This window comes from Streptomyces sp. NPDC005799 (assembly GCF_040630525.1).
In the GTDB taxonomy this organism is placed as follows: Bacteria; Actinomycetota; Actinomycetes; order Streptomycetales; family Streptomycetaceae; genus Streptomyces; species Streptomyces griseorubiginosus_B.
In genome coordinates this window covers 120,643-144,354 of sequence record NZ_JBEXXQ010000006.1, presented here as the reverse complement: position 1 = coordinate 144,354, position 23,712 = coordinate 120,643, and the positions used below count along the sequence as shown (strand labels likewise).

19 protein-coding genes and 1 pseudogene are annotated in these 23,712 nt (G+C 71.7%); 13 read left to right on the top strand and 7 right to left on the bottom strand.

Annotation, left to right across the window (positions count from 1 at the left end; all coding sequences use genetic code 11):
- Positions 1–25: 25 nt before the first annotated feature.
- Complete coding sequence (locus ABZ453_RS08315; protein ID WP_359012830.1) at positions 26–901, bottom strand: helix-turn-helix domain-containing protein; 876 nt, start codon at positions 899–901, stop codon at positions 26–28.
- A gap of 202 nt (positions 902–1,103) precedes the next feature.
- Between ABZ453_RS08315 and ABZ453_RS08310 the strand changes: the two genes are divergently transcribed.
- Complete coding sequence (locus tag ABZ453_RS08310) at positions 1,104–2,030, top strand: alpha/beta hydrolase (RefSeq protein ID WP_359012828.1); 927 nt, start codon at positions 1,104–1,106, stop codon at positions 2,028–2,030.
- Positions 2,031–2,093: 63 nt separating this feature from the next.
- Here the strand turns inward: ABZ453_RS08310 and ABZ453_RS08305 are convergent, their stop codons facing one another.
- Positions 2,094–2,522, bottom strand: a complete 429-nt coding sequence (locus ABZ453_RS08305; RefSeq protein WP_359012826.1) for a hypothetical protein — start codon at positions 2,520–2,522, stop codon at positions 2,094–2,096.
- A 480-nt stretch (positions 2,523–3,002) separates the two neighbouring features.
- Positions 3,003–3,578 carry a TetR/AcrR family transcriptional regulator gene (locus tag ABZ453_RS08300; protein ID WP_359012824.1) on the bottom strand — a complete coding sequence of 192 codons (576 nt, stop codon included), beginning with the start codon at positions 3,576–3,578 and terminating at the stop codon, positions 3,003–3,005.
- 318 nt (positions 3,579–3,896) lie between these two features.
- Between ABZ453_RS08300 and ABZ453_RS08295 the strand changes: the two genes are divergently transcribed.
- Together ABZ453_RS08295 and ABZ453_RS08290 are read left to right on the top strand one after the other, a co-directional pair.
- Positions 3,897–4,328, top strand: a complete 432-nt coding sequence (locus ABZ453_RS08295) for a hypothetical protein (protein ID WP_359012822.1) — start codon at positions 3,897–3,899, stop codon at positions 4,326–4,328.
- 131 nt (positions 4,329–4,459) lie between these two features.
- Positions 4,460–7,639, top strand: coding sequence for a LuxR family transcriptional regulator (locus ABZ453_RS08290; RefSeq protein ID WP_359012821.1), 3,180 nt, complete (start codon positions 4,460–4,462; stop codon positions 7,637–7,639).
- 23 nt (positions 7,640–7,662) lie between these two features.
- Here the strand turns inward: ABZ453_RS08290 and ABZ453_RS08285 are convergent, their stop codons facing one another.
- On the bottom strand, positions 7,663–10,449 hold the full coding sequence (locus ABZ453_RS08285; protein ID WP_359012819.1) for an AAA family ATPase: 2,787 nt from the start codon (positions 10,447–10,449) through the stop codon (positions 7,663–7,665).
- Positions 10,450–10,532: 83 nt separating this feature from the next.
- Entirely contained in the window at positions 10,533–10,745 is a 213-nt protein-coding gene (locus ABZ453_RS08280) for a hypothetical protein (RefSeq protein ID WP_359012817.1), read from the bottom strand.
- Positions 10,746–11,122: 377 nt separating this feature from the next.
- On the opposite strand from ABZ453_RS08280, the gene ABZ453_RS08275 reads away from it, so the two are divergent.
- The 10 genes and pseudogenes from ABZ453_RS08275 (at position 11,123) to ABZ453_RS08230 (ending at position 19,981) form a co-directional block, all read left to right on the top strand.
- On the top strand, positions 11,123–12,139 hold the full coding sequence (locus tag ABZ453_RS08275) for a hypothetical protein (protein WP_359012815.1): 1,017 nt from the start codon (positions 11,123–11,125) through the stop codon (positions 12,137–12,139).
- Between the two features lie 272 nt (positions 12,140–12,411).
- Positions 12,412–13,161, top strand: a complete 750-nt coding sequence (locus tag ABZ453_RS08270; RefSeq protein WP_359012813.1) for a TetR/AcrR family transcriptional regulator — start codon at positions 12,412–12,414, stop codon at positions 13,159–13,161.
- 638 nt (positions 13,162–13,799) lie between these two features.
- Positions 13,800–14,417 carry a helix-turn-helix domain-containing protein gene (locus tag ABZ453_RS08265; RefSeq protein WP_359012811.1) on the top strand — a complete coding sequence of 206 codons (618 nt, stop codon included), beginning with the start codon at positions 13,800–13,802 and terminating at the stop codon, positions 14,415–14,417.
- A 47-nt stretch (positions 14,418–14,464) separates the two neighbouring features.
- Entirely contained in the window at positions 14,465–15,598 is a 1,134-nt protein-coding gene (locus tag ABZ453_RS08260; RefSeq protein ID WP_359012809.1) for a glycosyltransferase, read from the top strand.
- Positions 15,599–15,767: 169 nt separating this feature from the next.
- Positions 15,768–16,235, top strand: coding sequence for a nuclear transport factor 2 family protein (locus ABZ453_RS08255; RefSeq protein WP_359012807.1), 468 nt, complete (start codon positions 15,768–15,770; stop codon positions 16,233–16,235).
- A 318-nt stretch (positions 16,236–16,553) separates the two neighbouring features.
- Positions 16,554–17,525: an NAD(P)-dependent oxidoreductase gene (locus ABZ453_RS08250; protein ID WP_359012805.1), complete on the top strand. Its 972-nt coding sequence runs from the start codon at positions 16,554–16,556 to the stop codon at positions 17,523–17,525.
- A gap of 238 nt (positions 17,526–17,763) precedes the next feature.
- Positions 17,764–18,309 (top strand): annotated as a pseudogene (locus ABZ453_RS08245) (prephenate dehydratase domain-containing protein); the annotation flags it as partial.
- Between the two features lie 165 nt (positions 18,310–18,474).
- Positions 18,475–19,125: an HAD-IA family hydrolase gene (locus tag ABZ453_RS08240; protein WP_359012803.1), complete on the top strand. Its 651-nt coding sequence runs from the start codon at positions 18,475–18,477 to the stop codon at positions 19,123–19,125.
- A gap of 131 nt (positions 19,126–19,256) precedes the next feature.
- Positions 19,257–19,700: an LLM class flavin-dependent oxidoreductase gene (locus ABZ453_RS08235; protein WP_359012801.1), complete on the top strand. Its 444-nt coding sequence runs from the start codon at positions 19,257–19,259 to the stop codon at positions 19,698–19,700.
- 5 nt (positions 19,701–19,705) lie between these two features.
- On the top strand, positions 19,706–19,981 hold the full coding sequence (locus ABZ453_RS08230) for a hypothetical protein (RefSeq protein ID WP_359012799.1): 276 nt from the start codon (positions 19,706–19,708) through the stop codon (positions 19,979–19,981).
- Positions 19,982–20,068: 87 nt separating this feature from the next.
- Here the strand turns inward: ABZ453_RS08230 and ABZ453_RS08225 are convergent, their stop codons facing one another.
- Positions 20,069–20,557, bottom strand: a complete 489-nt coding sequence (locus ABZ453_RS08225) for an SRPBCC family protein (RefSeq protein WP_359012797.1) — start codon at positions 20,555–20,557, stop codon at positions 20,069–20,071.
- Positions 20,558–20,699: 142 nt separating this feature from the next.
- On the bottom strand, positions 20,700–23,492 hold the full coding sequence (locus ABZ453_RS08220) for an AAA family ATPase (protein WP_359012795.1): 2,793 nt from the start codon (positions 23,490–23,492) through the stop codon (positions 20,700–20,702).
- Positions 23,493–23,712: the final 220 nt, after the last annotated feature.

The following is a 23,712-nucleotide window of genomic DNA, read 5'->3' as shown; positions in this document are numbered from 1 at the left end:
GTCTGGTCCTCGGGTGTCCAGGCGGTCATCGGGTCAGGTCCTCGGGGTGGTCGGCGACGGGCTCCCGCGCGGTCCAGGAAGCGAGGATGCGCAGGGCGTCGTGGGAAGGGGTGCCTGTCTCGGCGGTCAGGACCATGAGCCGTTGTCCGGAGCCGTCCGGGCTGGTCCAGGTGTCGCAGCCGAGGGTGAGCTCGCCGACCAGAGGGTGGCGCAACCGCTTGGTGCCGTACCCGGCGCCGTTGACGCGGTGCTCGGCCCACCAGGTGTGGAAGTCCGGCTCCCGGATCGTCAAGGCGCCCACGAGACGGGCGAGTTCGGGGTCGTCGGGGTCGGCGGCGGCCTCCATGCGCAGCGCGCCGACGGCGTCCCGCGCGTCGTGCTCCCAGGCCTGGTGCAGTTCCCGGACCGCCGGATCGTTGAACAGCAGGTGCACATAGTTACGCCGGTCGGCCGGGATCGCGGCGAAGTCGGTGTAGAGGGCCGCGGCGGCCGGGTTCCAGGCCAGGATGTCCAGGCGCCTGCCGAGGACGAGCGCGGGTGCCTCGGTGAGCTGGTCCAGCAGCCTCCGTATGGCGGGCCGGACCCGCTGGGCGGACCGGCGGCGACGCGGGTGTGCGCCGCTCCGGCCCGCAAGTTCGAACAGGTGGCTCTGTTGGTCGTCGTCCAGGCGCAGGGCGCGGACGAGGGTGGCGAGGACGGGGGCGGAGGCGCGGACGCGGCCCTGTTCGAGCCGGGTGTAGTAGTCGACGCTGATCGCGGCGAGGTGGGCGACCTCCTCGCGGCGTAGTCCGGCGACCTTGCGTGTGGTGTCGGTGTCGGGCAGACCGCACTCCTGCGGTGTGAGCTGCCCCCGACGGGCCCGGAGAAAGGCACCGAGATGGGACTGAGGTGTGTGTTTCATGCTCTCCAGTGTCATGCGGTCACGACGGACACGACACAGGTGTGAGGGGGCAGGTTCTTTCCCGGGCAGAAACCTGCCTCTCCCGGACGAGGACGGGAGGACGCATGGTGGATCTGTGCCCGCCGCTGACGGCGCGGACACCGAGCCCACCGATCGGTGTGGCGGTCACGGATTTCACGTCATCCTCAGGAGAGTGCCCCTCATGACCAGGACCAGTGTCACGTTCGACAGCGCCGGCATCGACATCGCCGGTCACCTATACCTCCCCGACGCGCCGACGGCCGGCCCGCGGCCCGCGATCGTCGTCGGTCACCCCGGCACCGGGGTCAAGGAGCAGGCGGCCGGCCTGTACGCCGCCCGACTGGCCGAGCAGGGCTTCGTCACCATCGCCTTCGACGCCGCCTTCCAGGGCGAGTCCGGAGGTCTGCCGCGCGGTCTGGAGGACCCCGCCCATAGGGTCGAGGACATCAAGGCCGCCGTCTCCTTCCTCAGTACCCGCGAGGAGGTCGACCCCCAGCGCATCGGTGTGCTGGGCATCTGTGCCTCGGGCGGCTACGCCCTGAGCGCCACCGGCGGTGACCACCGGGTCAAGGCAGTGGCCACGGTCAGCGGCGTCGACGTCGCCCGGCAGTTCCGTTTCGGCGCGGACGGCACCCAGGACCCCGCCGTCTTCCAGGGCATGCTGGACGCCGCCGCCCAGGCCCGTACGGCCACCGCCCGCGGTGCGGAGCCCCCGGCGTTGCCGGTCTTCCCGGAGTCGGCCGAGCAGGCCGGCGCGCTCGGCGGGGAGCACGGTGTCGAGGGTTTCGAGTACTACTGCACGCCCCGTGGCGCGCACGAGCGCTCCGCGAAGTTCTTCGTCTGGGAGAGCGTCGACAGGATGGCCTCCTTCGATGCCTTCCACGCCGTCCCGCTGATCGGTGACCGCCCGCTGCTCCAGATCATCGGCGCCCGCGCCGTCACCTCGTGGATGGCCGTCGACATCCACCAGCGGGCCACCGGTCCCAAGGAGCTGCACTGGGTCCAGGACGCGAGCCACGTCGACCTCTACGACAAGAAGGAGTACGTCGACCCCGCCGTCGCCAAGTTGACCGACTTCTACACCGCCAACCTGGGCGCCGCGAACTGACCCTGCTCCACGGTGACATGACGAAGGGCCGGCAGCCTCGGCTGCCGGCCCTTCGTGGTGGGGTCACTTGGCCTGAAGAGGACCCGCGAAGGATTTGCGCAGCGAGCCGGGAGCGACCAGCGGGAGCAGGGAGGCGAGCATCTTGCCCTTGACGGTGGTGGGCCGGCGGGTCAGCTCGACGTCGACGCGGGTGCCGTCGCCCTCCGGGGTCATCTTGAAGACCCAGCCGCCGCCCGCGCCGAAGAGCTTGGAGTCGAGGGTGGTGATGGTGACCGTGTCGCCGCCGGGCTGCCACTCGTAGCGGGCCCGCTCCCAGGCGGCGGCGGTGCCCTCGGTGACCTCAGCCCAGGTGTCGCCGAGGTCGTGGACCTCGAAGTGGTCGGCGTCGATGGTGGGCCAGGACTCGGCACGGGAGGGACCGAAGTCGGTCAGCACTCCCAGGACGTCCTTGGGGGCGAGCTTGGAGACGAGGTGGATGCGTATGACTGCCATGGGTTGCCCTCACCGAGAAGTAACTGTTCTGACCGGTGACGGAAGGCTCGCACGCATCCCCGTCACCCGTCAAGCTGGTTACTCTTGAAAGGTGCACACCCGCTCCCATCGAGCAGATCACCACCCCGGCACTCCTCGACTCCTGGTTCGTCGAGTCCGGACTGCTCGACCGCGGACCCGGCTCTCCGGCCAGGCTGACCTGTGTGCCGCAGTCACGCTGCGCGAAGCGATCTACGTACTTCTCGGGGCCCGTCTCGCCGACCGGCCCCTGCCCGCCGCGGCGATCCAGGGGCCGCCGAAGCGAGTAGTGCGCCATGCGGACCTGTGGCAACCGCGCCAAGGCGGACGCGTCGCGGGCCCGCCGCCGAGGATGAACGGAAAGCCCGTAACAGAAAGATATGTCAGTGTTCTGGCTACGAATCAGGGATCGAAGGGACTCACACCTCAGTTCCCGCCCCAAAGACCGGAGGGCGGGTGTACTCAGTCCAGCGCCCGCAGCGCCCCGCTGACGGCCGATTCCAGGAAAGCACGGTCTGCACGTGCCTGGCCCATGACACGTATCCCCTGGATGAACGTAGTGAGAAAACGGGCGAGTTCCACCGGACTGTGCTCGCCGCTCAGCTCACCGCGGGCCCGCGCCCGGCGCAGTGCCTCGGTCAGCACCGACTCCATCGCGGTCACCGTCAGCCGCACCCGCTCCACCGTGTCGGCGTGCCCCGCGCGCTCGGTGACCGCGCTGACCAGCAGACAGCCCCGCTCGGGATCGGCCACGTCGGCCGTGGTCATCGTGATCAGCAACCCGCGCAGTGCCGTACGGATGTCGGTGCCGGCCCGCATGTCCCGGTCGAGGGCCGCGACCAGACCGTCGCAGTAGCGTTCCAGCGCGCGGGCGTAGAGGCCGTCCTTCGAACCGAACGCCGCGTACAGACTGCCGCTGCCGATGCCCAGCAGCGCTGTCAGTCGCGGCATCGCCGTGGCCTGGTAGCCCAGCTGCCAGAACAGGCCCATGGCCCGCTCCACCGCCACATCGGTGTCGAACTCACGTGGGCGCGCCACCAGAGGATCCCTTCGTCGGAGAGGTCCCCACGCGGGAGCGAGGAGGACATGGGCCGAGGTGTGGCGGGGCTGCCCGGTCCGGGGCCCTGGATGCGGAGAAACAGAACACGGCGCCGACTCTGACACGACGAACACCCCACGGCATGAGTCGATCGACTGCACACATGGAGTCGTGGAGTCCTTTGTGGTGTTTGTGGCGATCCATGTTGTTCGGACTCTCGTCGACCGGGTTCCATATCGATACCGGTGGGGGCATGCTCCGTCCGGCGTAGTGCGATTAGCCTCGTCCACATTGACGGCAACAGCCCGAGGACCAACATGCAGGTGCACCTGAACCCCCCACTTGAGCCCGGAAACGCGGCCCGGCACGCCGCTGCCATCGTCGCGACCGCGGCCGACATCAGTGGTGCGGAACTGGACTACAGTCCGGAGAGCATCCTGCTGGTGGAGGACATCGTCGACGGTTTCAGGGCGGAGGGTGTCACCGGTGAGGACATGGCCGAATCGCTCGTCGCCTTCGGTTGCTACATCGGTGAGATCCTCACCCGGCATGCCGGCGGGGTCTGGCGGCGCGCACTGACCGTGCAGGTCACGGACCTGCCACTGCCTCTCGTGGTGGAGTTGCCCGACGCACGGGAGTGCCATCCGATCGACTGGGTCTTCCGACGTCTCCGATGGGGTACGGCTGTCAGCATCCGCGACCTTTGTCTCTCGGCCGGCATGGAACACGGGCCCTCGGACGGGCGTTAGGGACACATATCAGTGTTGAACACATGCATGCGAGTGCGTATGCGGACGGAAGCCGCCGAGAACGGGTACTGGACACATCTTCGGGCCGGCTGGGAGAGGCTGGAGGGCGGGGAGTGAGGACGACCATCGGCTTGAACGACATCGACTCCAACGACATCAGTCCGGGCGACAACGGACTTGTGGGCCGTGAGCACGAGAAGGATCAGGTCAACGCGGTGCTGGCCGCCCTGCCCCGAGGCGGACAGGTGCTCCGTGTCCGTGGTGTCGCGGGCACGGGCAGGTCGGCGCTCGTCCACTTCGCGGCGGTGACTGCCCGACGCCAGGGCATACGTGTGTTGTCTGCGGCCTGGGCACCCGCCGAGCGTGCTCTTCCGTACGCTGCGCTGCACGGTCTCCTCCGCCCCGAACTGGCCCGCCTCAGTGACCTTCCGGCCGCGGAGCGCGCCGTACTCGACACCGCGTTCGGCGGCGATTCGACGGCGGCGAACGCCGCGGACCTGGCGACCGCCACACTGCGGTTGCTGGCCACGGTGCCGGAGCCGGTCCTGCTGTGCGTCGACGACCTCGACCGGCTCGACGCCGCGAGCCGCGACGTCCTGAACGCGCTGGCCCGAATCTGCGGCGACGATACACGTGTGGGCATGGTGATGGCCGAGCGCGCGGCCCCCGGCACCCGGCGGGCAGCCCCGGCCCCGTGCCCGTTGACCGTCACACTCGAAGAGCTGCCCGCCCCGCAGGCCCGCGCACTGCTCGCCCGCGCCGGACGGGTCACCGGATACACCGAGGAGCAACTCGTCCTCGCCGTGGCCCGCGGTAACCCGCTCGCGCTCACCGAACTCTCGCTGGGCCCCGGTCCGCTCGGCGACACGGCGGGCTTCGGCATGCTCCCGGCGACACCACGCCTGGCCGAGGCGTACACGGAAGACCTCAGCGAGCTGTCGCCCGCGGCCCGCACCGTCCTGCTCGTCGCGGCCCTGAGTGCCTCCCCCTCCGCACACGGCATTCTGGCCGCGAGCACCCTGCTCCTGGGCAGCCCCGATACGGCCCGCACTGGCCTCACCGAGACGATGACGCGCGGACTCCTCACCGAGGTTTCCGGAAGCAACGAGGTCGAGTTGGCTACCGAGGTCAGCCAGGTCCGCGAGGTCGAGGACGTCAGGGAGATCCTCGGAGTTCCGGAGGCCACGGGGGTCGCTGAGGTCAGCGAAGCCCCCGTGTCCGCTCAGACTCCCGAAACCCCTGGCCCGACCGGACTCTCGGATGCCGCGCAGACAGCCGGTGTTGTCGCCGGGGTGGTAGATGCCGATGGTGGTGAGGGGCGCGGGCTGCTGCTGTTTCCCCTGCCGTTGGTCCGTTCCGCGGTGGTGCATCTGGAGTCGGCGGCACGGCGGATGGCCGCGCACGCCGCGCTGGGGCAGAGCCTCGCCAGCCCGCCGCACGCGGCCTGGCACGCGGCCCGGTGCGCCGCGGGTCCGGACGAGGAACTGGCCCGGAAGCTGGAGATCCTGGCCAACGGTCCCCGTTCCGGCACCGGTGTGCTCGTGGCCCTGGCCGCTCTGGAAGACGCGGCCCGGTTCTCCCCCGATCCCGGACACCGGGCGGCCCGGCTGCTGCGCGCCGCCGAACTCGCCTGCGACCACGGCCTGGTGGAACAGGCGCTGCGCCACGCCCGCCGGATCGACCCGGCCCAACTCGGCCCGTACGGCCGTGCCCTGCTGCTGTGGATACATGACCTGCTGCCCGGCAACGGCATAGTCGGGAAGGAGCGGATCACGGACCTGTGCGAGGCGGCACGCGCCGTGGCCCACCAGGACCCGGCGCTCACCCAGAAACTGCTGCACGCGGCGGCCCGCCGGTGCTGGTGGCAGCAGGCCGGCCCCGACGAACGCCGCATGGTCCGACGGGCGTTCGAGGACCTGCGGTCCGCGCCCCGGGACGCGCGTGACCTCGTCATCATGGCGTTGACCGACCCTGTTCCGGTGCCCCGTCCGACGTACCCACGCCCCACTCCCGAAATGCCGGACGGCGACGAAGCGGTCTCGCCGGGTCAGATCGCCCACCTCGGCGCCGACTGCGTGCCGGTGTGCCGGCCGACGTGCCCGCACCCTGCCTCCGAAGCCCCGGACGGCGAAGGCGCGACCTTGCGCGGGCAGGTTGAGCACCTCAGCGCCGACCGTGTGCCGGTGTCCCGGTCGACGTGCCCGCAGCCCACCGATCCCGAAGCCCCGGACGGGGAGGAAGCGGTCCTGCTCGGGCAGGTCGCCCACCTAATTGCCGATCTCGACCGGGCGGCACCGCTTTTCGAGCAGGCGGAGGCGGCGGTTCGCGCTGAAGGGCGCTACGGACGGTTGCCGCAAATCCTCGTCTCGCGGGCGATGGGGCAGATCTGGCTCGGCACCCGGTGGCACACCGCCCGGGTCCTCGCCGAGGAGGGGCGGACGATCGCCGACCGGACCGGGCAGCCCGACTGGGCGGCCAGGGCCACCGCGACGCTGGGCCTAGTCGACGCCCTGCGGGGGCGACACGAACGGGCGCTGGCGCGCGCCGCGGAGGTCGAGGAGGCCGCCCTGCGCCTGGGCCAGAGCCGGCAGTCGGGCATGGCCGCGCTGGCTCGGGCGCTCACCGCGTCCGGCACCGGCCGGTACGCAGAGGCCTACGCCCGACTGCGCTCCCTGTTCGCCGAACCTGCGACGCCGTACGCCTACGAGGAATTCTGGGGCCTCGCCTTCCTGGCCGAGGCCGCGCCGCACGCCGGGGAGACCGCCGACGCCAGGGCCGTCGTCGCACACATCACGTCCCTGAACCGGGACGGGCGCGCGCCACTGCTGGACCGCATCCTGGCCTACGCCGACGCCGTCCTCGCTCCCGACAAGGAGGCGGAGGACCGCTACCGCCGGGCACTGGAGCCGGGGGCTGAGGCGTGGCCGTTGCTGCACGCCATGACCCAGTTCGGCTACGGCGCCTGGCTCCGGCGGCGGCGCCGTGTCACCGTGTCGCGCACCCCGCTGGCCACGGCCGAGTCGCTGTTCCGGGCCCTGGGCGCGCGGACCCGCGCGGAGCAGGCGGCGTCCGAGCTGAGGGCGACGGGCCGGGCGGCTGCCGGACCGCCCGCTACGGACGATGTCTCCCAGGTGCTGTCACCCCAGCAGTTGACCATCGCCCGCCTGGCCGCCCGGGGACTGACCAACCGTGCCATCGGTGAGCAGCTCCGCCTGTCCCCCCGTACGGTCGCCTCGCACCTGTACCAGATCTTCCCGAAACTGGACGTCACCTCCCGCGCCCAACTCGCGGCGAGATTCGGTGCAGAGTAGGGGGAGGAGGGCGGGCCGGTCGGTCAGGCCACCGCGTGCTCCTTCAGGACCGCTGCGAGTTGTGACCGTGCCGTCACGCCCAGCCGGGGGAAGATGCGGTAGAGATACGCCCCGATGGTGCGCGGCGAGAGGTCGAGCAACTCGCCGATCTCCCGGTTCGAGAGCCCCCGGCCGGCGAGTTCGGCGATCCGCAGCTCCTGGGCGGATAGGAGGCATTGGGGCGTCTGCCGACGGGGCAGGCCCGGCGTGCCGCTGTCCGTCCGCTCGCCGGACGCCCGCAGCTCGGCGGTGATCCGTACCGCCCGCGCCTCGGCGCCCATCATCGCGAAGTCGGCCCCCGCCTGCCGCAGGGTGGTACGGGACTCGGCGAACTGTCGCCTGCGCCTCAGCCGTCGCCCGTGCGCCAGCCGCAGCGTCGCCCCCAGGCAGGGCCGCCCGGAGAGATCCTCAGCGAAGGCCCGCTCGAACAGCGTGTCTGCGTCCTTGCCGTCGGCGAGGACGGCCCGCGCCACCGCGAACTGGACCGCGATCCCCGGCGCGCACTCCCCGCCCAGCCGCTCCTCCAGCGGATCGAGCAGTAAGAGCGCCTCCTGAGCGGCGTTCACGGCCTCCGCGGCCTCCGCGAAGGGCACCAGCGCGAACAGGACCGCCGCGCTGACCCGCGGGGCGGACAGGAGGGACGACAGAGCGGCGAAGGCGGCCTCGAAGTCGCTCCCTTCCGCCAGGGCGCAGGCCGTGCCGACGGCGAGGATCGTGTCGATCGAACGGACCGAGCGCCGGGCGGACGCCAGCTCACTGGCGCTGCCCGGACGGACCGTCCCGCCGGTGCGCAGTCGTTGTACCAGTTCCGACAGCAGGCGGGCCGCGGCCGTGTCGTCGTCCTGACCGTGGTCCTCGGCGATCTCCGCACACCGCGCGAACGCGTGACCGGCCTGTCCCCAAGCGCTCATCGCCAGATGTGCGAGGCCCTGCCGCAGGAGGACCCGGGGGAGCTGGTCGGGTACGTCGTGGAAGCGGTGGCGGCGCTCGGCCTGCCGGTACAGGTCCAGCGCCCTGAGCGGGTCACCGGCCAGCAGAGCCGCCTCACCGAGACGTTCGAGGTCACCTACCGGCACATCCGCGAGGCGCCGTACCGCGGACACGCCCGCGAGGACCGTTGCGGCCCGGCGGACCGGGTCGGCAGTGGCCACGGCCAGCAGCAGCCGAGGGTCGTCCGCCCGGTCCGGCATGCCGTCCAGGAAAGCGAGCAGCGCCCTGGCGCGCGCGTCGTCGCCCGCGACCTCGGGCGCCGTGATACGGGCCAGTTCCAGCGCGTTCTCCTGCTCGGCCGGGCCGACCGGCGCGGGCCAGGAGGCCGGGTCCGCGGGCGGGTGCTCGTCGCCGGTGCGTGCCAGGACCTCGGCGCACAGCGTGCCCAGCGGGCCCGACGGCAGGTGCAGCGCGCGGTGCGCCATCGTCCGGGTCATGCGCTCCAGCCCGAGGACATGGGCGAGCTGGGCCGCCCGCAGGGCACAGCGGCCCCGCTCCTCGGGCGCGCGGTGCAACTCGGCCGCCCGGCGCAGCAGTCGTACCGCCGTCAGCGGCTCGCACTGCTCCAGGGCGTGGCCGTGCACCGCTTCGAGCCGGCCGGCGAGTTCCGGGTCGGGGCCCTCGGCCGCCTGCGACAGGTGCCACAGCATGCGCACCGAGCCCTCCGCCAGTACGGCGGCCAAGGCGGCGTGCGCGGCACGGCGGCGCTGCGTGGGGACGCCATGCACCACCGCCCCCGCGGTTGCGGGGTGGGCGAAGTTCAGCCGCATCCCATCGAACGCCACCAGGCCCTCGCGCTCGGCGGGTTCCAGGTCCGCGAAGCCCCGTTCCGTATCGCCGACCCGGGAGGCGGCCGACAGCAGCAGCGGGAGGTCACCCGTCGGGTGCAGTGCCGCCACGAGCAGCAGGTCCCGGGTCCCCGCGGGCAGACGCGCGGCGCCGGGCGCCATGGCGGCGGCCAGCCGGTCGGACGAGGCGGGCACGCAGGGCAGGGCGTCCTCGCGGCGGGCGGGCAGTTCGAGCAGCGCCAGCGGATTGCCGACCGCGGTCGCCAGCAGCTCGCGCACGGCCTGCGCGTCCAGACCCGGACGCCTGGTCGCCAGTAGTTGGGCCGACTGGGCCGAGCTCAGCGGACCGAGCGGCAGTTCGGGTACGCCGGCCAGGGGCGCCAGGCGGGTGCGTTTCGGACGCGAGGTCATCAGCAGGGCCAGCGCGTGGCCACCGGTACGCCGGGCGACGAAGGACAGCACGTCCCTGCTGCACTCGTCCAGCGCGTCCCAGTCGTCCACGGCCACCAACAGGGGCTGCCCGGCGCTCACCGACTCCAGGACCTCCAGGACGGCGAACGACAGCCGCGACCGTTGGCCCGGGGCGGGCGTACCGTCGACCAGCAGCAGGTCCAGCGCGTTCAGCCCCTCGGCCGGGGTCGGGCCCGGCGCGCTCAGCAGCAGCCGTACCATCTGGCGCAGACCCGACAGGTCGGCCTGGCCGCCGCCCCGGATGCCCGCACAGCGCAGCACCCGCGTCCCGGCGGCCGTCGCCGCACGGACCGTGGCTTCCAGCAGCGCCGACTTGCCCGAACCGGCGTGCCCGGACAGAACACGGGCCGCGCCGTGGGTCGTCGCCTCGCGCAGGAAGTCGCCGAGCGCCCGCAGTTCGCCGTCGCGGCCGACGAGCCCCGTGTCCTCCGGCGGTGCCGCAGGCGGAGGGGTGACCGGAGACGACGTCCCAGGCCCCTCCTGACCTGCGGTGAGCGAGGAGACCCTGGTCTGCGCGTTCATCGATGACCCCTGTTCTGCGGCGAGGCTTCCCGGCGGACCGTGGGAAGGCTCTCTTGCCTCCTCCCATCTCAGTGGAATGAGACTTACAGAACCAGGCAGTTCACATGCAGCTTGCCCGCTGCCGGGAGGAAACCGCAGGTGCTCGCTTCGGGACCGGCTACTGACGCCGCCTTCCAGGCCGGCGGGTGCTGCTCCCTCTGGAGCAGGGCAGGGGACATCAGGGCGTCCATCAGCTCGCTGAGCGTCGCCTGCCGCGGCAGGCTCTGGCCCCGCCCCATGTCGCTGATCGCCCGCAACAGCCCGCCGAACTCCGTCCTGTCCGCAGCCGCCCCAGCCCCTCGGTTCTGGAACGGTCGTTAGACCGAGGGGTGACGCACGGTCCGAGGCGCAGCAGAGGTTGGTGTGTGTGGGGCCCTCCGGTAGTTGCGGGTCCACTGGCGTCCTGGTCCGCATACGGCGGGCGCTGACCCTTCCATGGACTGACCGCAGGTCCATGGGTTGAGTCCGCCCGACCCGCCTCCATGAGCGAAGGGGGTCCTGCTGGCGGGCCGGGCTCGACACGTCGACACCGTCCGCCGTTGGGGCCGTTCGACCATCCGCAGCAGGACATGTGTCCTCGTGTCCACCCGACGATGGTTCGTCACACGTGTGCGGCGGCCCTATCATTCCCCGCATGATGGAACCCAATGCCTCGGAGCGGACCGCTCCCGGGATCGTCGCCTGGTCCGACGCGGCACAGGACGCCATGGCCGGCGACCTAGTGACCGCCCTCGCCTATGGCACCCCGGCCGGCGGCTGCGTGGTCATCCCGGTCTCGCCGACCGGTCTCGTCGACCGGGACGCCGGTTCGATAGGTGTGACCACCTCGTTGGCCTTCAACGGCAAGCTTTTCCACATCCTGCGGGACTCCCGTGTCGCCATGGCCTACCACACGCGGGAGCACGGCTTCGGGAAGGCAGGGGACTTCGTCCTCGCGCAGGGTGTCGCCGCTGTGCCGCTGAGTCCGTCGCCCGACGTCCTCGACACTCTCGCGCCGCGCATCGAACACTTCCTGGGCGCCATGCCCCGGGGACGTTTCTGGGACTGGGTTCTGCGGGACTACCTCGACAACCGGATCGTCATCGACATCGCCGTACGGCGGGTTGTCTCCTGGTCCGACGAGCAGGGGCGCGGCGAGCGGGCCGTCTCCGGCGCGGTCTGGCCGGACTCTCCGGAGGTGCAGTCGGCACCCGCCAACGGCACGGGCCCCCGCGTGGCGTCCGGAAAGCTGCACGGCCAGGTGGGCAAGCTGCCGCACCAACTGGTCGGCTACCAGGGCGCGGACGGCTATCCGGTGGTCGTGCCGGTCCGCGTCACCGGGCATGACGAACGCGGGCTGCTGCTTGAGGCCGCCCCCGGCCTGCTGCCCGAGGGCACCCGCCGGGCCGGTCTGACCGCGCACTCCTTCGGCCCGCAGGCCGTCGGACTGGCCAACCGTGTCTGCACCGGTTGGCTGGAGGTGTCCGGGCCCGAGATCGTGTACGCCCCGCACACGTCGTCCGGTTTCGCCGCGCCCCCGGTCAAGAGCGTCCAGTTGTTCTTCAACGGCATGTTCGCCAAGAGGGGCTGGCGGGCGGCCCGACGCGAGAACACACTGGCAAAGTTGGCGGACCTGAAGGAGAAACACCTCGCGGACGGGCCGGCCCGCTGATTCGACAGGCGGGTCTGTCGCACCGGTATCTGGTTGGTTGCGGGTCCCGGCTGTGAGTAGTTCCGGGCGGGGACCGCGAGCCCGCCCGGAGCCGCCGCTGGCTGGTCCGGTGTCCGGTTTCGCGACTGGCGACCCGTCACAGCGACCGGCGACCTGTAGCCGGAATGGGCATGAACACATATGCCGATGTGTCGGTGGCGTGCGCCGTACTCAGGGTGTGGCCCGGTCCCGTCATCCGAATCACTGATTCGTGTAAATGGTATCGTCGATCCGTGGTCGAAACGGAGACGGCACCAGCACAGGCGGGCCCCACGCTGCGGCAGAAGATCGTGCTGGCAGCCGCGAGCCTGCTGGAGGAAGGGGGCCTGGACGCCGTGTCGACCCGTGCTGTCGCAGCCCGGGCCGGCGTACCGACGCCGTCGATCTTCCGGCTCTTCGGTGACAAGGACGGACTCCTCGAAGCGGTGGCCGAGCACGGCTTCCGGCGCTACCTGGAGGTCAAGTCCGCGCTGTTCACCGGCGACGACCCGGTGCAGGCACTCAGGGACGCGTGGGACCTCCACATCAGCTTCGGCCTCGAGCACCCCGCGTACTACTCGCTCGTCTACGGCCAGGTCCGCCCCGGCCGCATCCCCCAGGCCGGCCGGCGGGCCGCGGACGACCTGCGCCGCCTGATCACCAAGGTCGCCGCCGCCGGGCGGCTGCGGATGAGCGTCGAGCGGGCGACCGAGGTCATGCACTCCACTGGAGTGGGGACGATCCTCACCCTGATCAGCCACCCTGAACCGGCCCGCGATCTGCGCAACGCCCGTGAGGCCCGGGACATGGTGATCAACACCCTCACGATCCCGCTCCCGGAGACAGCCCCGGCCGCCGCCTCGGGCACGTCGGTGGCGAGCAGCGCGATGGCTCTGCTCGCCGCCCTGGGCCCGGACGGGACCGTGCCCCTCAGCACCGGCGAACGAATCCTCCTCCGAGAATGGCTCAATCGACTGGCGGACGGGCCTGACAGGGACGGCTGACCGTCCGGCAGCGGGCGCTGACCCTGCTGGGCCTCGGTGTCGGCATGGCGCTCCGGAACCTGGTGCTGTGCACCGAGAACCAGGTCTCCCCGAGCGACCTGGGCGCCGCGTCTTCCACACCAACCTTCTTCCGGTTCCTCGGCGGCGCGGCGGTATCTCGGGCCTCCGCTCCGTCCTCACCACCCGGATCGGCCACTACGCCCGCGAGACCATCACCGTGCTCGGTCCGAGCGACTGGGCGGTGGCCCCGGAGACCTCCGGCAGCGGCGAAACTCCCTCCCCGACCTGGCGACCCTGCCCACCCTCGTGCGCACCTGCCTTGAGAGCGCCTGCTGCGACGCCGACGGCGACATCTTCATGCACGTCGCCTCGGTCACCCCGGTCGTCTTCCTGACGCCCGGGACCCCGTCCTGGTCGTGGACCGCGGCCCGATCAGCGCCGTTGAGGACGCGTCCGTGCCGCAGAGCGCGATCACCCTGGCCACCCTGAAGGGGCACGAGCTGACCGGACCGCGGCGCCGGTGCCGTTCTCGCCCGGGAACAGCACCGTCATCGGTCGTGGAACCACGAACCGGGGAAGGACGGTTCCCCCGTCGGCCGGAACGATCACTCTGCTGGGGTCGTTCCTACACTGGGCTCATGACGTCCCGCACTTACCGTTCGACCGTGCGTGACCGCGCAGCCGCGGCGACTCGGACGGCCATCCTGGACACCGCCGAGGCACTGTTCGCGGAGCACGGGTATGCCCGGATCACCATCAAACGTATTGCCGAGGAGGCGGACGTCGCCCAGGGCACCGTCTACGCGGCCTTCGGCAGCAAGCCGGCGCTGGTCACCGCGCTGACCGAGCGCGCTGCCGATGACTCCGGCATCGGCGAGGTCCTGACGGCCATTGAGGCCGCCGCGACCGGTGACGAGGTGGTGCGGCTGGTGGTGCGCAGCATCAACGACCTGGTGCGCCGACGCAGGCACACCATGACCGCGCTCTTCGACGCCGCGACGGTGGACCAGGGTGTGGCCGCCCTGCTGGACCGGATCCGGCAACTGGAGCGGGAGCGCTTCGGGCTGGTGGCCGCCCGTCTGGAACAGCTTGGCGCCCTGCGCCCGGGTGTCACCGCGGGGAATACCGTCCGGGTTCTGGAGTACTTCGTGACGCCGCCGTCCTGGTTCAGGATGCTGGAGATCGGCTGGGACTGGGAGGAAGCATGTGTCTTTCTCACGGATGCCGTGTGTGCCGCCGTGCTGCTCAAGGTGTGACGAGATTTGATGAAGTGTTACTTCATCCAAAGCCCTACACTGCCCCCATGCGTATCCTTTTCTCCGGCACTCCGGCCCACGGTCACCTGATGCCGTTGCTCCCTCTCGCCCGTGCGTTCCGGGACCGCGGTGACGACGTGGCCGTGCTCACCTCGGCCGCCTTCGGGCCCATGCTCGACGCGGAGCGCCTGACGCTGCTGGCCGTCGGGCCCGAGATGCCGGAACTACTCGCGGAGGGCGCCCGCAGGGCCGACGCGCCCGATCCGACCGCGCCCGACCCGGCCGTCGCCGCCGAGGTGTTCGCCGGGGCGCGCATCGCCCTCACCGCGGACGAGGCGATCGCCGCGGCGCGTGAGTTCCGGCCCGACGTGATCGTCGCCGAGGCCACCGACTACGTGGGCCCGTTCGTCGCCTCCGTACTCGAAGTCCCCTACGCCAAGCATGCGTTCGGGCCTCTCATACCCGCAGAGTTCACCGATGTCTTCGACGCGGTCGCCGAGCGTGCTTACAAGGAGCGCGGTCTGGCCGTGCCCACCCCCGCCTGGTACGTGGACCCGTGCCCCGAGATCCTCCAGGGACCCGGCTGGCAGCCTCCGCAGGGCCATCTGCGGCTGCGGGCCGAGGCCTACCGCGGTCCCGGCACGACGGACGGGACCGCCCCCGCGTCGTCCCTCGCCGTGCGCGCCCGACCCAAGGTGCTCCTCTCCTTCGGCACCCACTTCGGACAGCCGGCCCTGCTGCGCCCGATCGTCGAGGCCCTCGCGCCGACGGCCGACCTCGTCGTCACCCTCGGCCTGACCGCGACGGCAGCGGACTACGGCGACGGGCTCGACCACGTCGAGTTCGTCGGGTTCACACCGCTCGCCGAACTGCTCGACGGCATCGACCTCGTCGTCACCCACGGCGGCGCAGGCACGACGCTGGGAACCCTCGCCCGGGCGCTGCCCATGGTGGTCGTCCCACAGGGCGCCGACCAGTTCCTCCAGGCCGGAGCCGTCGCGGGCGCGCGCCTCGGCGTTGCGGTGATGCCACCGGCCGGTCCCCAGGCCGTGGCGGAGGCCGTGACCCAGGTGCTCGGCGACATCGCGTTCCGCAACAACGCCCGCCGCGCCGCCGGCCAGATCGCCGCGATGCCCTCCGCCCGCGAGGTGGCGGACCAGCTGACCGCCGCGCTGGCCTGACACCCGCACGGCACACATGTGGCGGGCGTCGGACCCGGCGGAAGCCATCGGGAGTTCCGCCCGGTTGCCACTCGGCATGGCAAGATATGTGTCAGAACCGGTGTGTTCGCCGCGGTCACAGCACCGCGGGCGCCCACCGGCACATCGCGTGCCCCGCCCGGAGGAGACCATGTCCACGCCCGACCGCACCCCCGGTGACCCGCTGCCGAGCCACCGGGCCGTCGAGAACCTGATCGCCCGGTACGCGGAGCTGGTGGATGACGGGGACTTCGCGGGACTCGGCGCCCTTCTCGCCGACGCCACCTTCACGGGCAGCGGCGAGCCGGTGAGCGGCCGCGACGCGATCGAGAAGATGTTCCACGACACGCTGATCGTGTACGCCGACGGCACGCCACGAACCCAGCACGTCACCACCAACATCGCCGTCGAGGTCGACGAACAGGCGGGCACCGCGGTCTCGCGTGCCTATGTCACCGTCCTCCAGGCTCTGCCCGACCTGCCACTGGGGCCCATCGCCGGCGGCCGGTACCACGACCGCTTCGAGCGTCGTGACGGACAGTGGCGCTTCGTGGAACGCCGCGTCCGCATCAACCTGATCGGCGACGTGAGCCGTCATCTGCGTGCCGCACAGGCCTAGCTAGCCTCCGCCGGGGGCGCCGGCCCGAGTGCCGACCGGCGCGGTTCGTGAGGTGGCGGAACGCCCGACCCGCCGAACCATCACATCCCCTGGGCCAGGTGTGAATCATGCGGTGACTCCCGGAGCCGTAGCGCGAACGATTCGTGACTGGGCGCCCCCGTGATACACATGTCAAATCAAGTGGGTTCACAAACACATGTCGGCCGGTACGGCCCGGCACACCATCGATCGCGAACAGTGCGGTGGGTTTCTCACGCGGAGCCGGGCATGCAGGCGTCGGGCTGCGCGGCACCAGAGCGGGAAAGAAGCTGATGCACCATGAAGGACGGTAGGACCGTCTGGCTCCCCTTTCACCGTGACCGGATACCCGGGCTGCCCGACGGGTTCTCCTACTCCCACTGGGACGGCTCGGGCCCGCTGCCAGGCGACCCCGCAGACGTCCGTTTCCTCATTGCCCCGCCCAGGCCTGGCGCGGAACGGGTCCTGCGCCCCGTATTGCCGTTCATGCCCGACCTGGACGTGCTCCAGCTGCTCAGTTCCGGCTACGCCCACATGACGCCGCTGCTGGGCGACCTGCCCGCCGGATGCCGACTGGCCACCGGCCGCGGAGTGCACCGCGAGGCCACCGCCGAACTCGCGGTCACCCTGCTGCTGGCGCTGTGCCGGGGGCTGGACCAGTTCGCCGCTCACCAGGCCGAGGGGACCTGGCGGCCCGAGTTCCGGTCCTCGCTGCTGGGCAAGCGCGTCCTGGTCGTCGGCTACGGCGCGGTCGGCGCGGCCGTCGCCGCCCGGCTCAGCGCGTTCCGGTGCGAGCCGGTCCTGGTCGCCCGGACGGCGCGCACCACACCGGCCGGGCGGGTGCACGGCGTGGAGGACCTGCACGCGTTGCTGCCCACGGCGGACGCCGTGGTGGTGTGCGCCCCACTGACCGGCCGGACCCGCGGCATGTTCGGCGCGGACGCGCTGGACCTGCTGAAGGACGGCACGCTGCTGGTGAACGTCGCTCGTGGAGAACTCGTGGACACCTCGGCGCTGGTCCGTCAGGTACGGGCGGGGCGGCTGCGGGTCGGCCTCGACGTCACCGACCCGGAGCCGCTGCCGGCCGACCACCCCCTGTGGCAGCTGCCCGGCGCACTGATCACACCGCACGTGGCAGCCTTCACCGACACGTTCTCCACGATGAACACGGACTTCGTCGCCCGGCAGCTGCACCGCTACGCGCGGGGAGCAGACCTGGAGAACGTCGTGCTGACCTCCCCCGGCGCCGAAGCCGGCGAACGAGCCGCCTGACCATGACACCACCGACGCACGCGCACTTTCTACGGCTGCTCGGACCCGACACCCCTCTCGCGAAGGTGTTCGCGTTCTTCGAGACCGACGGCCACGCGGACCCGGCCGCAGCCTGGCAGGCCTTCACCGGTACCTGGAACTGGGCGGCGGCGCTCACCACCGCCGTATCCCGGGCGGGCGTCCCGGGCCCGGTGGCGCGCCCGGTCCCCGGCGGCCACGCGCTCTCGGGACAGTGGTGGTGGAGTGCGTGCGCAGCCATGTGCACGCCCTGGGGCAGTGCCGCAAGGTGCTGCGGGAGGGCGGCTGGCGCACCCTCGTCAGCGACGACACCGCAGGGGCGGCGCGCGAGGTGGCGGAGCTGGGTGACCCGCGGCACGCGGCCCTCGCCCCGCCCGCCGCCACACTCTACGGCCTGGAGATGTTGCGGCCCGAGGTCGAGGACGATCCGGACAACACCACCAGGTTCGTGGTCCTGTCCCGGGACGCCATGTCCGCCCCCGAACAGTGCGAGCCGACCATGACGAGCGTGTTCTTCAGTGTGCGCAACATCCCGAGCGCGCTGTACAAGACGCTCGGCGGGTTCGCGACCAGCGGGGTCAACCTTACGAAGATCGAGAGCTACCAGATGGGCGCCGGGCTCAACGCCAGCCGCTTCTACGTCGAGATAGAGGGCCACCCCGACGACCCCCGCGTCGCTCTCGCCCTGAACGAACTGGCCTTCTTCTCCACCGAGGTGCGCGTGCTGGGTGTGTACCCCGCACATCCGTACCGGCTGAAGGGCTGACCGCCTGTGCTCCGGCACCCGAGACAGGGGTGTGCGGAGCGGTCCGGAAAGGGCGGACCCCTTCCGGCACCACGCCGCCCGCGCCCGCGGCACGTGTGCGCGCTGGCCGACACACCTGTCGACCCTGGTGGAACACCGGTCCGGGCGGCCTTCTAGGGTGTGAGTATGACCCAGCACCGCAAGGGCCTCGTGCTCGACTTCGGTGGTGTGCTGACGACACCCCTACTCCCTGCTGCACTCGCCTTCGAGAAGCGCGCCGGACTGCCCGAGGGGGCGTTGCTCACCGGCATCTACCTGAACCCCGAGGGCATCCGGCTCACCGAGGAACTGGAGCGCGGCGCGCTCACCCAGACGCAGTGGAACGAGGCAGCCGGACGGCTCGTCGGCGTCGAGCCCGAGGGACTGATGGGACGTGTCTTCGCCGACCTGCGTCCCGAGCCCTCCGTGATCGCCGCGGCCGCCACCGCGCGCCGGGCCGGGATCAGGGTGGGCATCGTCTCCAACACCGTCGGCATGGAGCCGTGGAACCTGTACGACGGCTACGACATCCACCGTCGCTACGACGCCGTCGTGCTGTCGGGGGAGCACGGGACGCGTAAGCCCGAACCGGAGATCTTCCGCCTCGTGCTGCGTGAACTCGGCCTGACCGCCGAGGAGTGCGTGTTCGTGGACGACACCGAGCAGTACCTGGCGCCCGCCGCGGACCTGGGATTCGCCACCGTGCACGCGATCAACCCCGCCCGGACGGTCGCCGCCCTGGAGACGCTGCTGGGCATCCCGCTCACCGGCACGGACCCAGACCGGGTCACTCTGTGAGGACACCCATGAAACTGGGTCTGGCCCTCCGACCTTCGGTCCCGACGCGACACCCGAAGGCATCCTCCGGATCTGCCGCACCGCGCAGGACGCCGGATACGACTCCCTGTGGACGGATCTACGAGAACCACATGGATCCCCTGGTGGCGCTGACCTTCGCCGCGTCCCACACGACCCGCGTGAGGCTGGGCACCAGCACGCTGAACGGCCTGTGGCAGTCGCCGATCATGCCGGCCCGTTCGCTGACCCCCCTCGACGTCCTCAGCGAGGGGCGGCCGGTCGCCGGCCTGGGCCTGGGCTGGATGCCCGACGAGTACACCGCGGTCTCGGTGCCCTGGAAGGGGCGCGGCGCGCGGTTGGACGAGACCCTGTACATCCTGGAGAAGTACTGGACCAGTGACGTCTTCTCGCACCGGGGACCGCTGTTCACCATTCCGGAGACCGTGGTGGGTCTCAAGGCGCACCAGCGGCCCGCACCGCAGGTGCTGCTGGCCGCGTTCACGCCGGAGGCCTACGGCGGATCGGACGGCGGCTGGACGGCTGGCTGCCCGTGGCGATGCCGTTGCCCCATTTGATGGGCATGTGGGACGTCATCCAGAAGGCGGTGGTCGAGGCGGAGCGCGACCCGGCCGCCCTGCGGATGGCGCTGCGCGTCAACCCGCAGCTGACCGGGAGCAGGACCGACCCCGACCGGATGCCCGGGGCGGGCACGCTCGACCGGTACATCGACTACGCGCGTGCCGCCGCCGAGGCGGGTGTGCATGAACTGTTCATGGACTTCGGCCAGACGCACGCCCCCCTCGCCGAACGCGTCGACCTGGCCGGTCGTTTTATGGAGGGAGTCCGCCGCGGCTGATGGTCACCGAGGTGTCGACCGCGGCCCCGTCGTCGTAGCGGAAAAGAGGGTCGGCCGGCGGTGCCGATCGCGCGGGTGGGATGTCCGCTACGGGGCGTCGGGTGCCGAGGCGTTCTCCGAGAGTCTCTTCAACTGGGCCAGCCACAGGGCGTTGAGGCGCTGCGTCCACAAGGGGGTCAGCGCGTCGATGGAGCGGGCGACGGGACCGCGGACCACGTTCTCGGTCACCACGTGGGTGCCGTCCGCGAGCGGGGTGAGCAACCAGGCCTGGTACAACTGCACACCCGTGCCGATGCCCGACCAGCCGAGCCGGGTGTGCGGCACGCGTTCGCCGAGACTGATCTCGAAGCGATGCCCGTGGAACCACAAGTCGAAGGTGTGCTCGACCCTCCCGGGGCCCACCTCGGTCACACCCGGCACCCAGTCCGGCCACCGGGCCACATCCGCGAGCAGGGCGAAGGTCGTGCTGGGCGGCGCGTGCACGACCGCCTGGGCCTGACAGAAACCGTGAGCTTGGTCAGGCGAGAAACCCGACGGCCAGTGGATGTCCGGATGACTGCCGGAGGCGCCGAACATCACGTTCCCCTCTCGTGTGCCGGGTGGCACCCCACGCGGCCACTCCCGTCGTCCACAGTGCGCGCAAGCCCGGGACCCGACATACGTCGAATGACTGAGCGGCGTCGAAGCCGTCGCCCTGTCCGCCGAGATCAGTCCGCGGTCAGCCGGCGTCGTGCCCGTCGAGCCGCGAGAGCGCGTCCCGCAGCGCGGCGCGCGAAGTGATGCCCAGCTTGGGATAGATCTGGTAGAGATGCGTGCCGATGGTCCGGTGGGACAGGAACAGCCGTTCGGCGATCTGCTTGTTGGTCAGTCCGGTCGCCGCGAGCGTGGCGATCTGCAGCTCCTGGGCCGTCAGCGCCACGGTCCCGGGGTGGGCGGCGGCGGGCGCCGACTGGCCGCTGGCCCGGAGCTCGGCCGTGGCGCGCGTCACCCAGGGCTTGGCCCCCAGCCGCTGGAACACCTCCAGCGCCAGAGTCAGCTGCTCCCGGGCCTCCGCCGTGGCCCGCAGCCGCCGCAGCCGTTCGCCGTGGAAGAGCCGCACCCGCGCTACGTCGAAGGGCCGCCGCTCGGGGCCCGGCAGGGACAGCGCCCGCTCAAAGACCGGAACGGCCGCCTCGCCGGGCGTGGTCAGCGCCTCGCAGGCCAGCACCAGCAGTTCCAGCCGGGGCGAGAGCCCGGCCATCTCGGACTCGCGCACGGCGGTGGCGTGGGCCGCGGCTTCCTTGTCCCGGCCGGTCCGGACGGCCGCCTCGACCAGATCCATCGTGCCCCACATGGCGATCGGGACGTAGGGGGCAACGGTTCCCGGCGTGCTGAGCGCGCTGCCGTGCCGGTAGGCGGTCTCGAAGTCGCCGCTGCCGAGGGCGGCCAGCGTCCGGGCGTGGCAGGCGAAGAAGCGTGCGCCGTGGGTCCCGCGCGGGGTCGCCCAGCGGACGATCTCCTCGGTCAGCGCGGCGCTGGTCTCCTCATCGCCCCGCACACCGGCCACGGCCGCCTGGATGTACTGGAAGTACCAGGCGAAGAACCGGTAGTCGTGGTCCACGCACAGCCTGAGCCCCTCGGCCGCCAGCTCGGCGGCGTCGTCCCACCGGCCCAGGTGGAAGTAGTCCAGGCCGAGGTGCATCAGCGCGCCCAGATGCCGGCGGACGGGTGCGGTGCCCGCGCGGCCCTGCTCGACCAGCCGACGGGTGGCCCACCGGAAGTCCCCGAGCCGGTCCGGGAAGACAGCGGCGGTGCCGACGCGCACCACCTGGGTGGGGTCGTCGCCCAGGGCGTCGATCAGCTTCGTCAGCCGCGGCAGAGCCCCGGGACCGGTGCGGGCCGGGTCGCCGAAGGTCTTGATGATCACCCAGAGCAGTTCGGGCGGTTCGGGGGTGAGCCGGTCCACGAACGCGATCAGCGGCCGCCACAGCTTCGCGTCGCCGCCGTACCAGCACAGCAGCACCAGCAGATGCAGCGCCTCGATGAGAGCCGCGTCCGAGGCGTCGTAGCCGTGCTGCCCGGCCTCGATCGCCCCGACCAGGAGCCGGTAGGCGGTGTCGATGTCGCCGTCCCTGTTGATCAGCAGGAACGCGGACGCGGCCGCCGCGTGCAGCGACTCGTGCCCAGTGGCGGGGTGGACCATGCGGGCACCGGCGAGCAGCCGTGTGGCGTCCTCCAGCTCGCCGGTGGAGTCCACGCCCACGTAGGCCGCCTCGGCCAGTCGGCGGCTCTCGTCGGCCGCCGCGGGACTGAGCCCCGCGGCCCGGGTGAGCGCAGCCACTGCGCCGAGGGCGTCGCCGCGCCGCAGTCGGCGTCGCGCGGCTTCCTCCAGCAGTGCGGCGACGGTTTCGTCGGGGCCCGCGGCGGCCTCGCCGAGGTGCCAGGCCTGGCGCTCCAACTGGTCGCCGAGCACGCCGGCGAGTGCCTGGTGGGCCCTTCGGCGCTCCGAGGCGGTCGCCAGATCCACCACCGCGGAACCGATCAGCGGATGCCGGAAGAGCAGCCGCCGGTTGTCGGCGGAGACCGTCACCAGCCGGTTCTGCTCAGCCGGGACCAGGTCGTCCACGGAGGCACGGCCGTCCGTCGCGGCCTCGACGGCGGCCAGGTCGCCGGTCCCGTCGAGGGCGGCGATCAGCAGCATCTCCCGGCTGGGGCCGGGCAGTCCTGCCACCCGCGAGGCGAACATGGCCTGGAGCCGTTCGCTCAGGGGCAGCACGGCGGGCACCGCCGCCAGGGTCGTGCGCTGTTCGCTGGACAGCGCCATCGGCAGCTCCACCAGGGCGAGCGGGTTGCCGCGCGCCTCGGCCACGATGCGGCGCCGTACGGCGGGGGAGACGTCGGGGTGCGCGAGGGAGACCAACTCGGCCGAGGAGGTGTCGTCCAGCGGCTCCAGTCGGCGCGTGGTCAGGCCACTGGGCTCGAAGAAGCTGTCGGAGCCCGCGCGGGAGGCGCCGAGGAAGCCGATCCGGCTGCCGATGAGCCGCCGGGCCACGAAACCGAGAACGGCGTTGGTCGCCCGGTCCAGCCACGGTAGGTCGTCGACCACGATCAGCAGCGGGGTACGGACGGAGGTCAGCCGTAGCAGCAGCAGCGCCGCGGTGGAGGTGAGCAGGCGGTCGGGCGCCGGCCCGCTTCCGATGCCGACCGCAACCCGCAGGGCGTCGCGGTGCACGTCGTCCAGGATGTCGAAGTCGTCGAAGAGCGGGACGAGCAGTTGGTTGAGTCCGGCGTAGCTGATGTCGGCCTCGAACTGCACGCCAGCAGCGCGTAGGACCCGTACGCCGTCGCGCGCGGCGCCAGTCGCCACGGCATCGAGTACGGCGGTCTTACCCACGCCGGCTTCGCCGGAGAGCAGCAGGGCCGCTCCCTGGACCTCGGAGTTGCCGAAGAAGGAGTCGATGAACGCGAGGTCCCTGTCCCGTCCGACAAGCCCTGTGGACGGCAGGCGGACGGCCGAGTCCAGGTCGTTCATCGGGCTGCCTCCAACGGCCGGAACATGGCGGCCGGCCCGGTGCCGACCCGACCGGGCCGGCACCGGGTCCCGTCCGCCGCTGCGATCACTGGATTCTAGAGGACGTCCGGATTTCGCCCTTCTTGCGTTCCCGGCCGCGCTCGGTGGGAGCCCGGCTCGGCCCGGCCAGCCCCGGCGCTGAGCGGGTTTCGCCGGCTCCCGGCCGGACTGCCGTCCGGCC

Excerpts from the sequence above, each read along its gene's own strand:
- ABZ453_RS08275 (WP_359012815.1), top strand. The coding sequence starts at position 11,123 with ATGATGGAACCCAATGCCTCGGAGCGGACCGCTCCCGGGATCGTCGCC.
- ABZ453_RS08285 (WP_359012819.1), bottom strand. The coding sequence starts at position 10,449 with ATGAACGCGCAGACCAGGGTCTCCTCGCTCACCGCAGGTCAGGAGGGG.
- ABZ453_RS08260 (WP_359012809.1), top strand. The coding sequence starts at position 14,465 with ATGCGTATCCTTTTCTCCGGCACTCCGGCCCACGGTCACCTGATGCCG.
- ABZ453_RS08240 (WP_359012803.1), top strand. The coding sequence starts at position 18,475 with ATGACCCAGCACCGCAAGGGCCTCGTGCTCGACTTCGGTGGTGTGCTG.
- ABZ453_RS08305 (WP_359012826.1), bottom strand. The coding sequence starts at position 2,522 with ATGGCAGTCATACGCATCCACCTCGTCTCCAAGCTCGCCCCCAAGGAC.
- ABZ453_RS08295 (WP_359012822.1), top strand. The coding sequence starts at position 3,897 with ATGCAGGTGCACCTGAACCCCCCACTTGAGCCCGGAAACGCGGCCCGG.
- ABZ453_RS08230 (WP_359012799.1), top strand. The coding sequence starts at position 19,706 with ATGTGGGACGTCATCCAGAAGGCGGTGGTCGAGGCGGAGCGCGACCCG.
- ABZ453_RS08255 (WP_359012807.1), top strand. The coding sequence starts at position 15,768 with ATGTCCACGCCCGACCGCACCCCCGGTGACCCGCTGCCGAGCCACCGG.
- ABZ453_RS08315 (WP_359012830.1), bottom strand. The coding sequence starts at position 901 with ATGAAACACACACCTCAGTCCCATCTCGGTGCCTTTCTCCGGGCCCGT.
- ABZ453_RS08310 (WP_359012828.1), top strand. The coding sequence starts at position 1,104 with ATGACCAGGACCAGTGTCACGTTCGACAGCGCCGGCATCGACATCGCC.
- ABZ453_RS08220 (WP_359012795.1), bottom strand. The coding sequence starts at position 23,492 with ATGAACGACCTGGACTCGGCCGTCCGCCTGCCGTCCACAGGGCTTGTC.
- ABZ453_RS08225 (WP_359012797.1), bottom strand. The coding sequence starts at position 20,557 with ATGTTCGGCGCCTCCGGCAGTCATCCGGACATCCACTGGCCGTCGGGT.
- ABZ453_RS08235 (WP_359012801.1), top strand. The coding sequence starts at position 19,257 with ATGGATCCCCTGGTGGCGCTGACCTTCGCCGCGTCCCACACGACCCGC.
- ABZ453_RS08250 (WP_359012805.1), top strand. The coding sequence starts at position 16,554 with ATGAAGGACGGTAGGACCGTCTGGCTCCCCTTTCACCGTGACCGGATA.
- ABZ453_RS08265 (WP_359012811.1), top strand. The coding sequence starts at position 13,800 with ATGACGTCCCGCACTTACCGTTCGACCGTGCGTGACCGCGCAGCCGCG.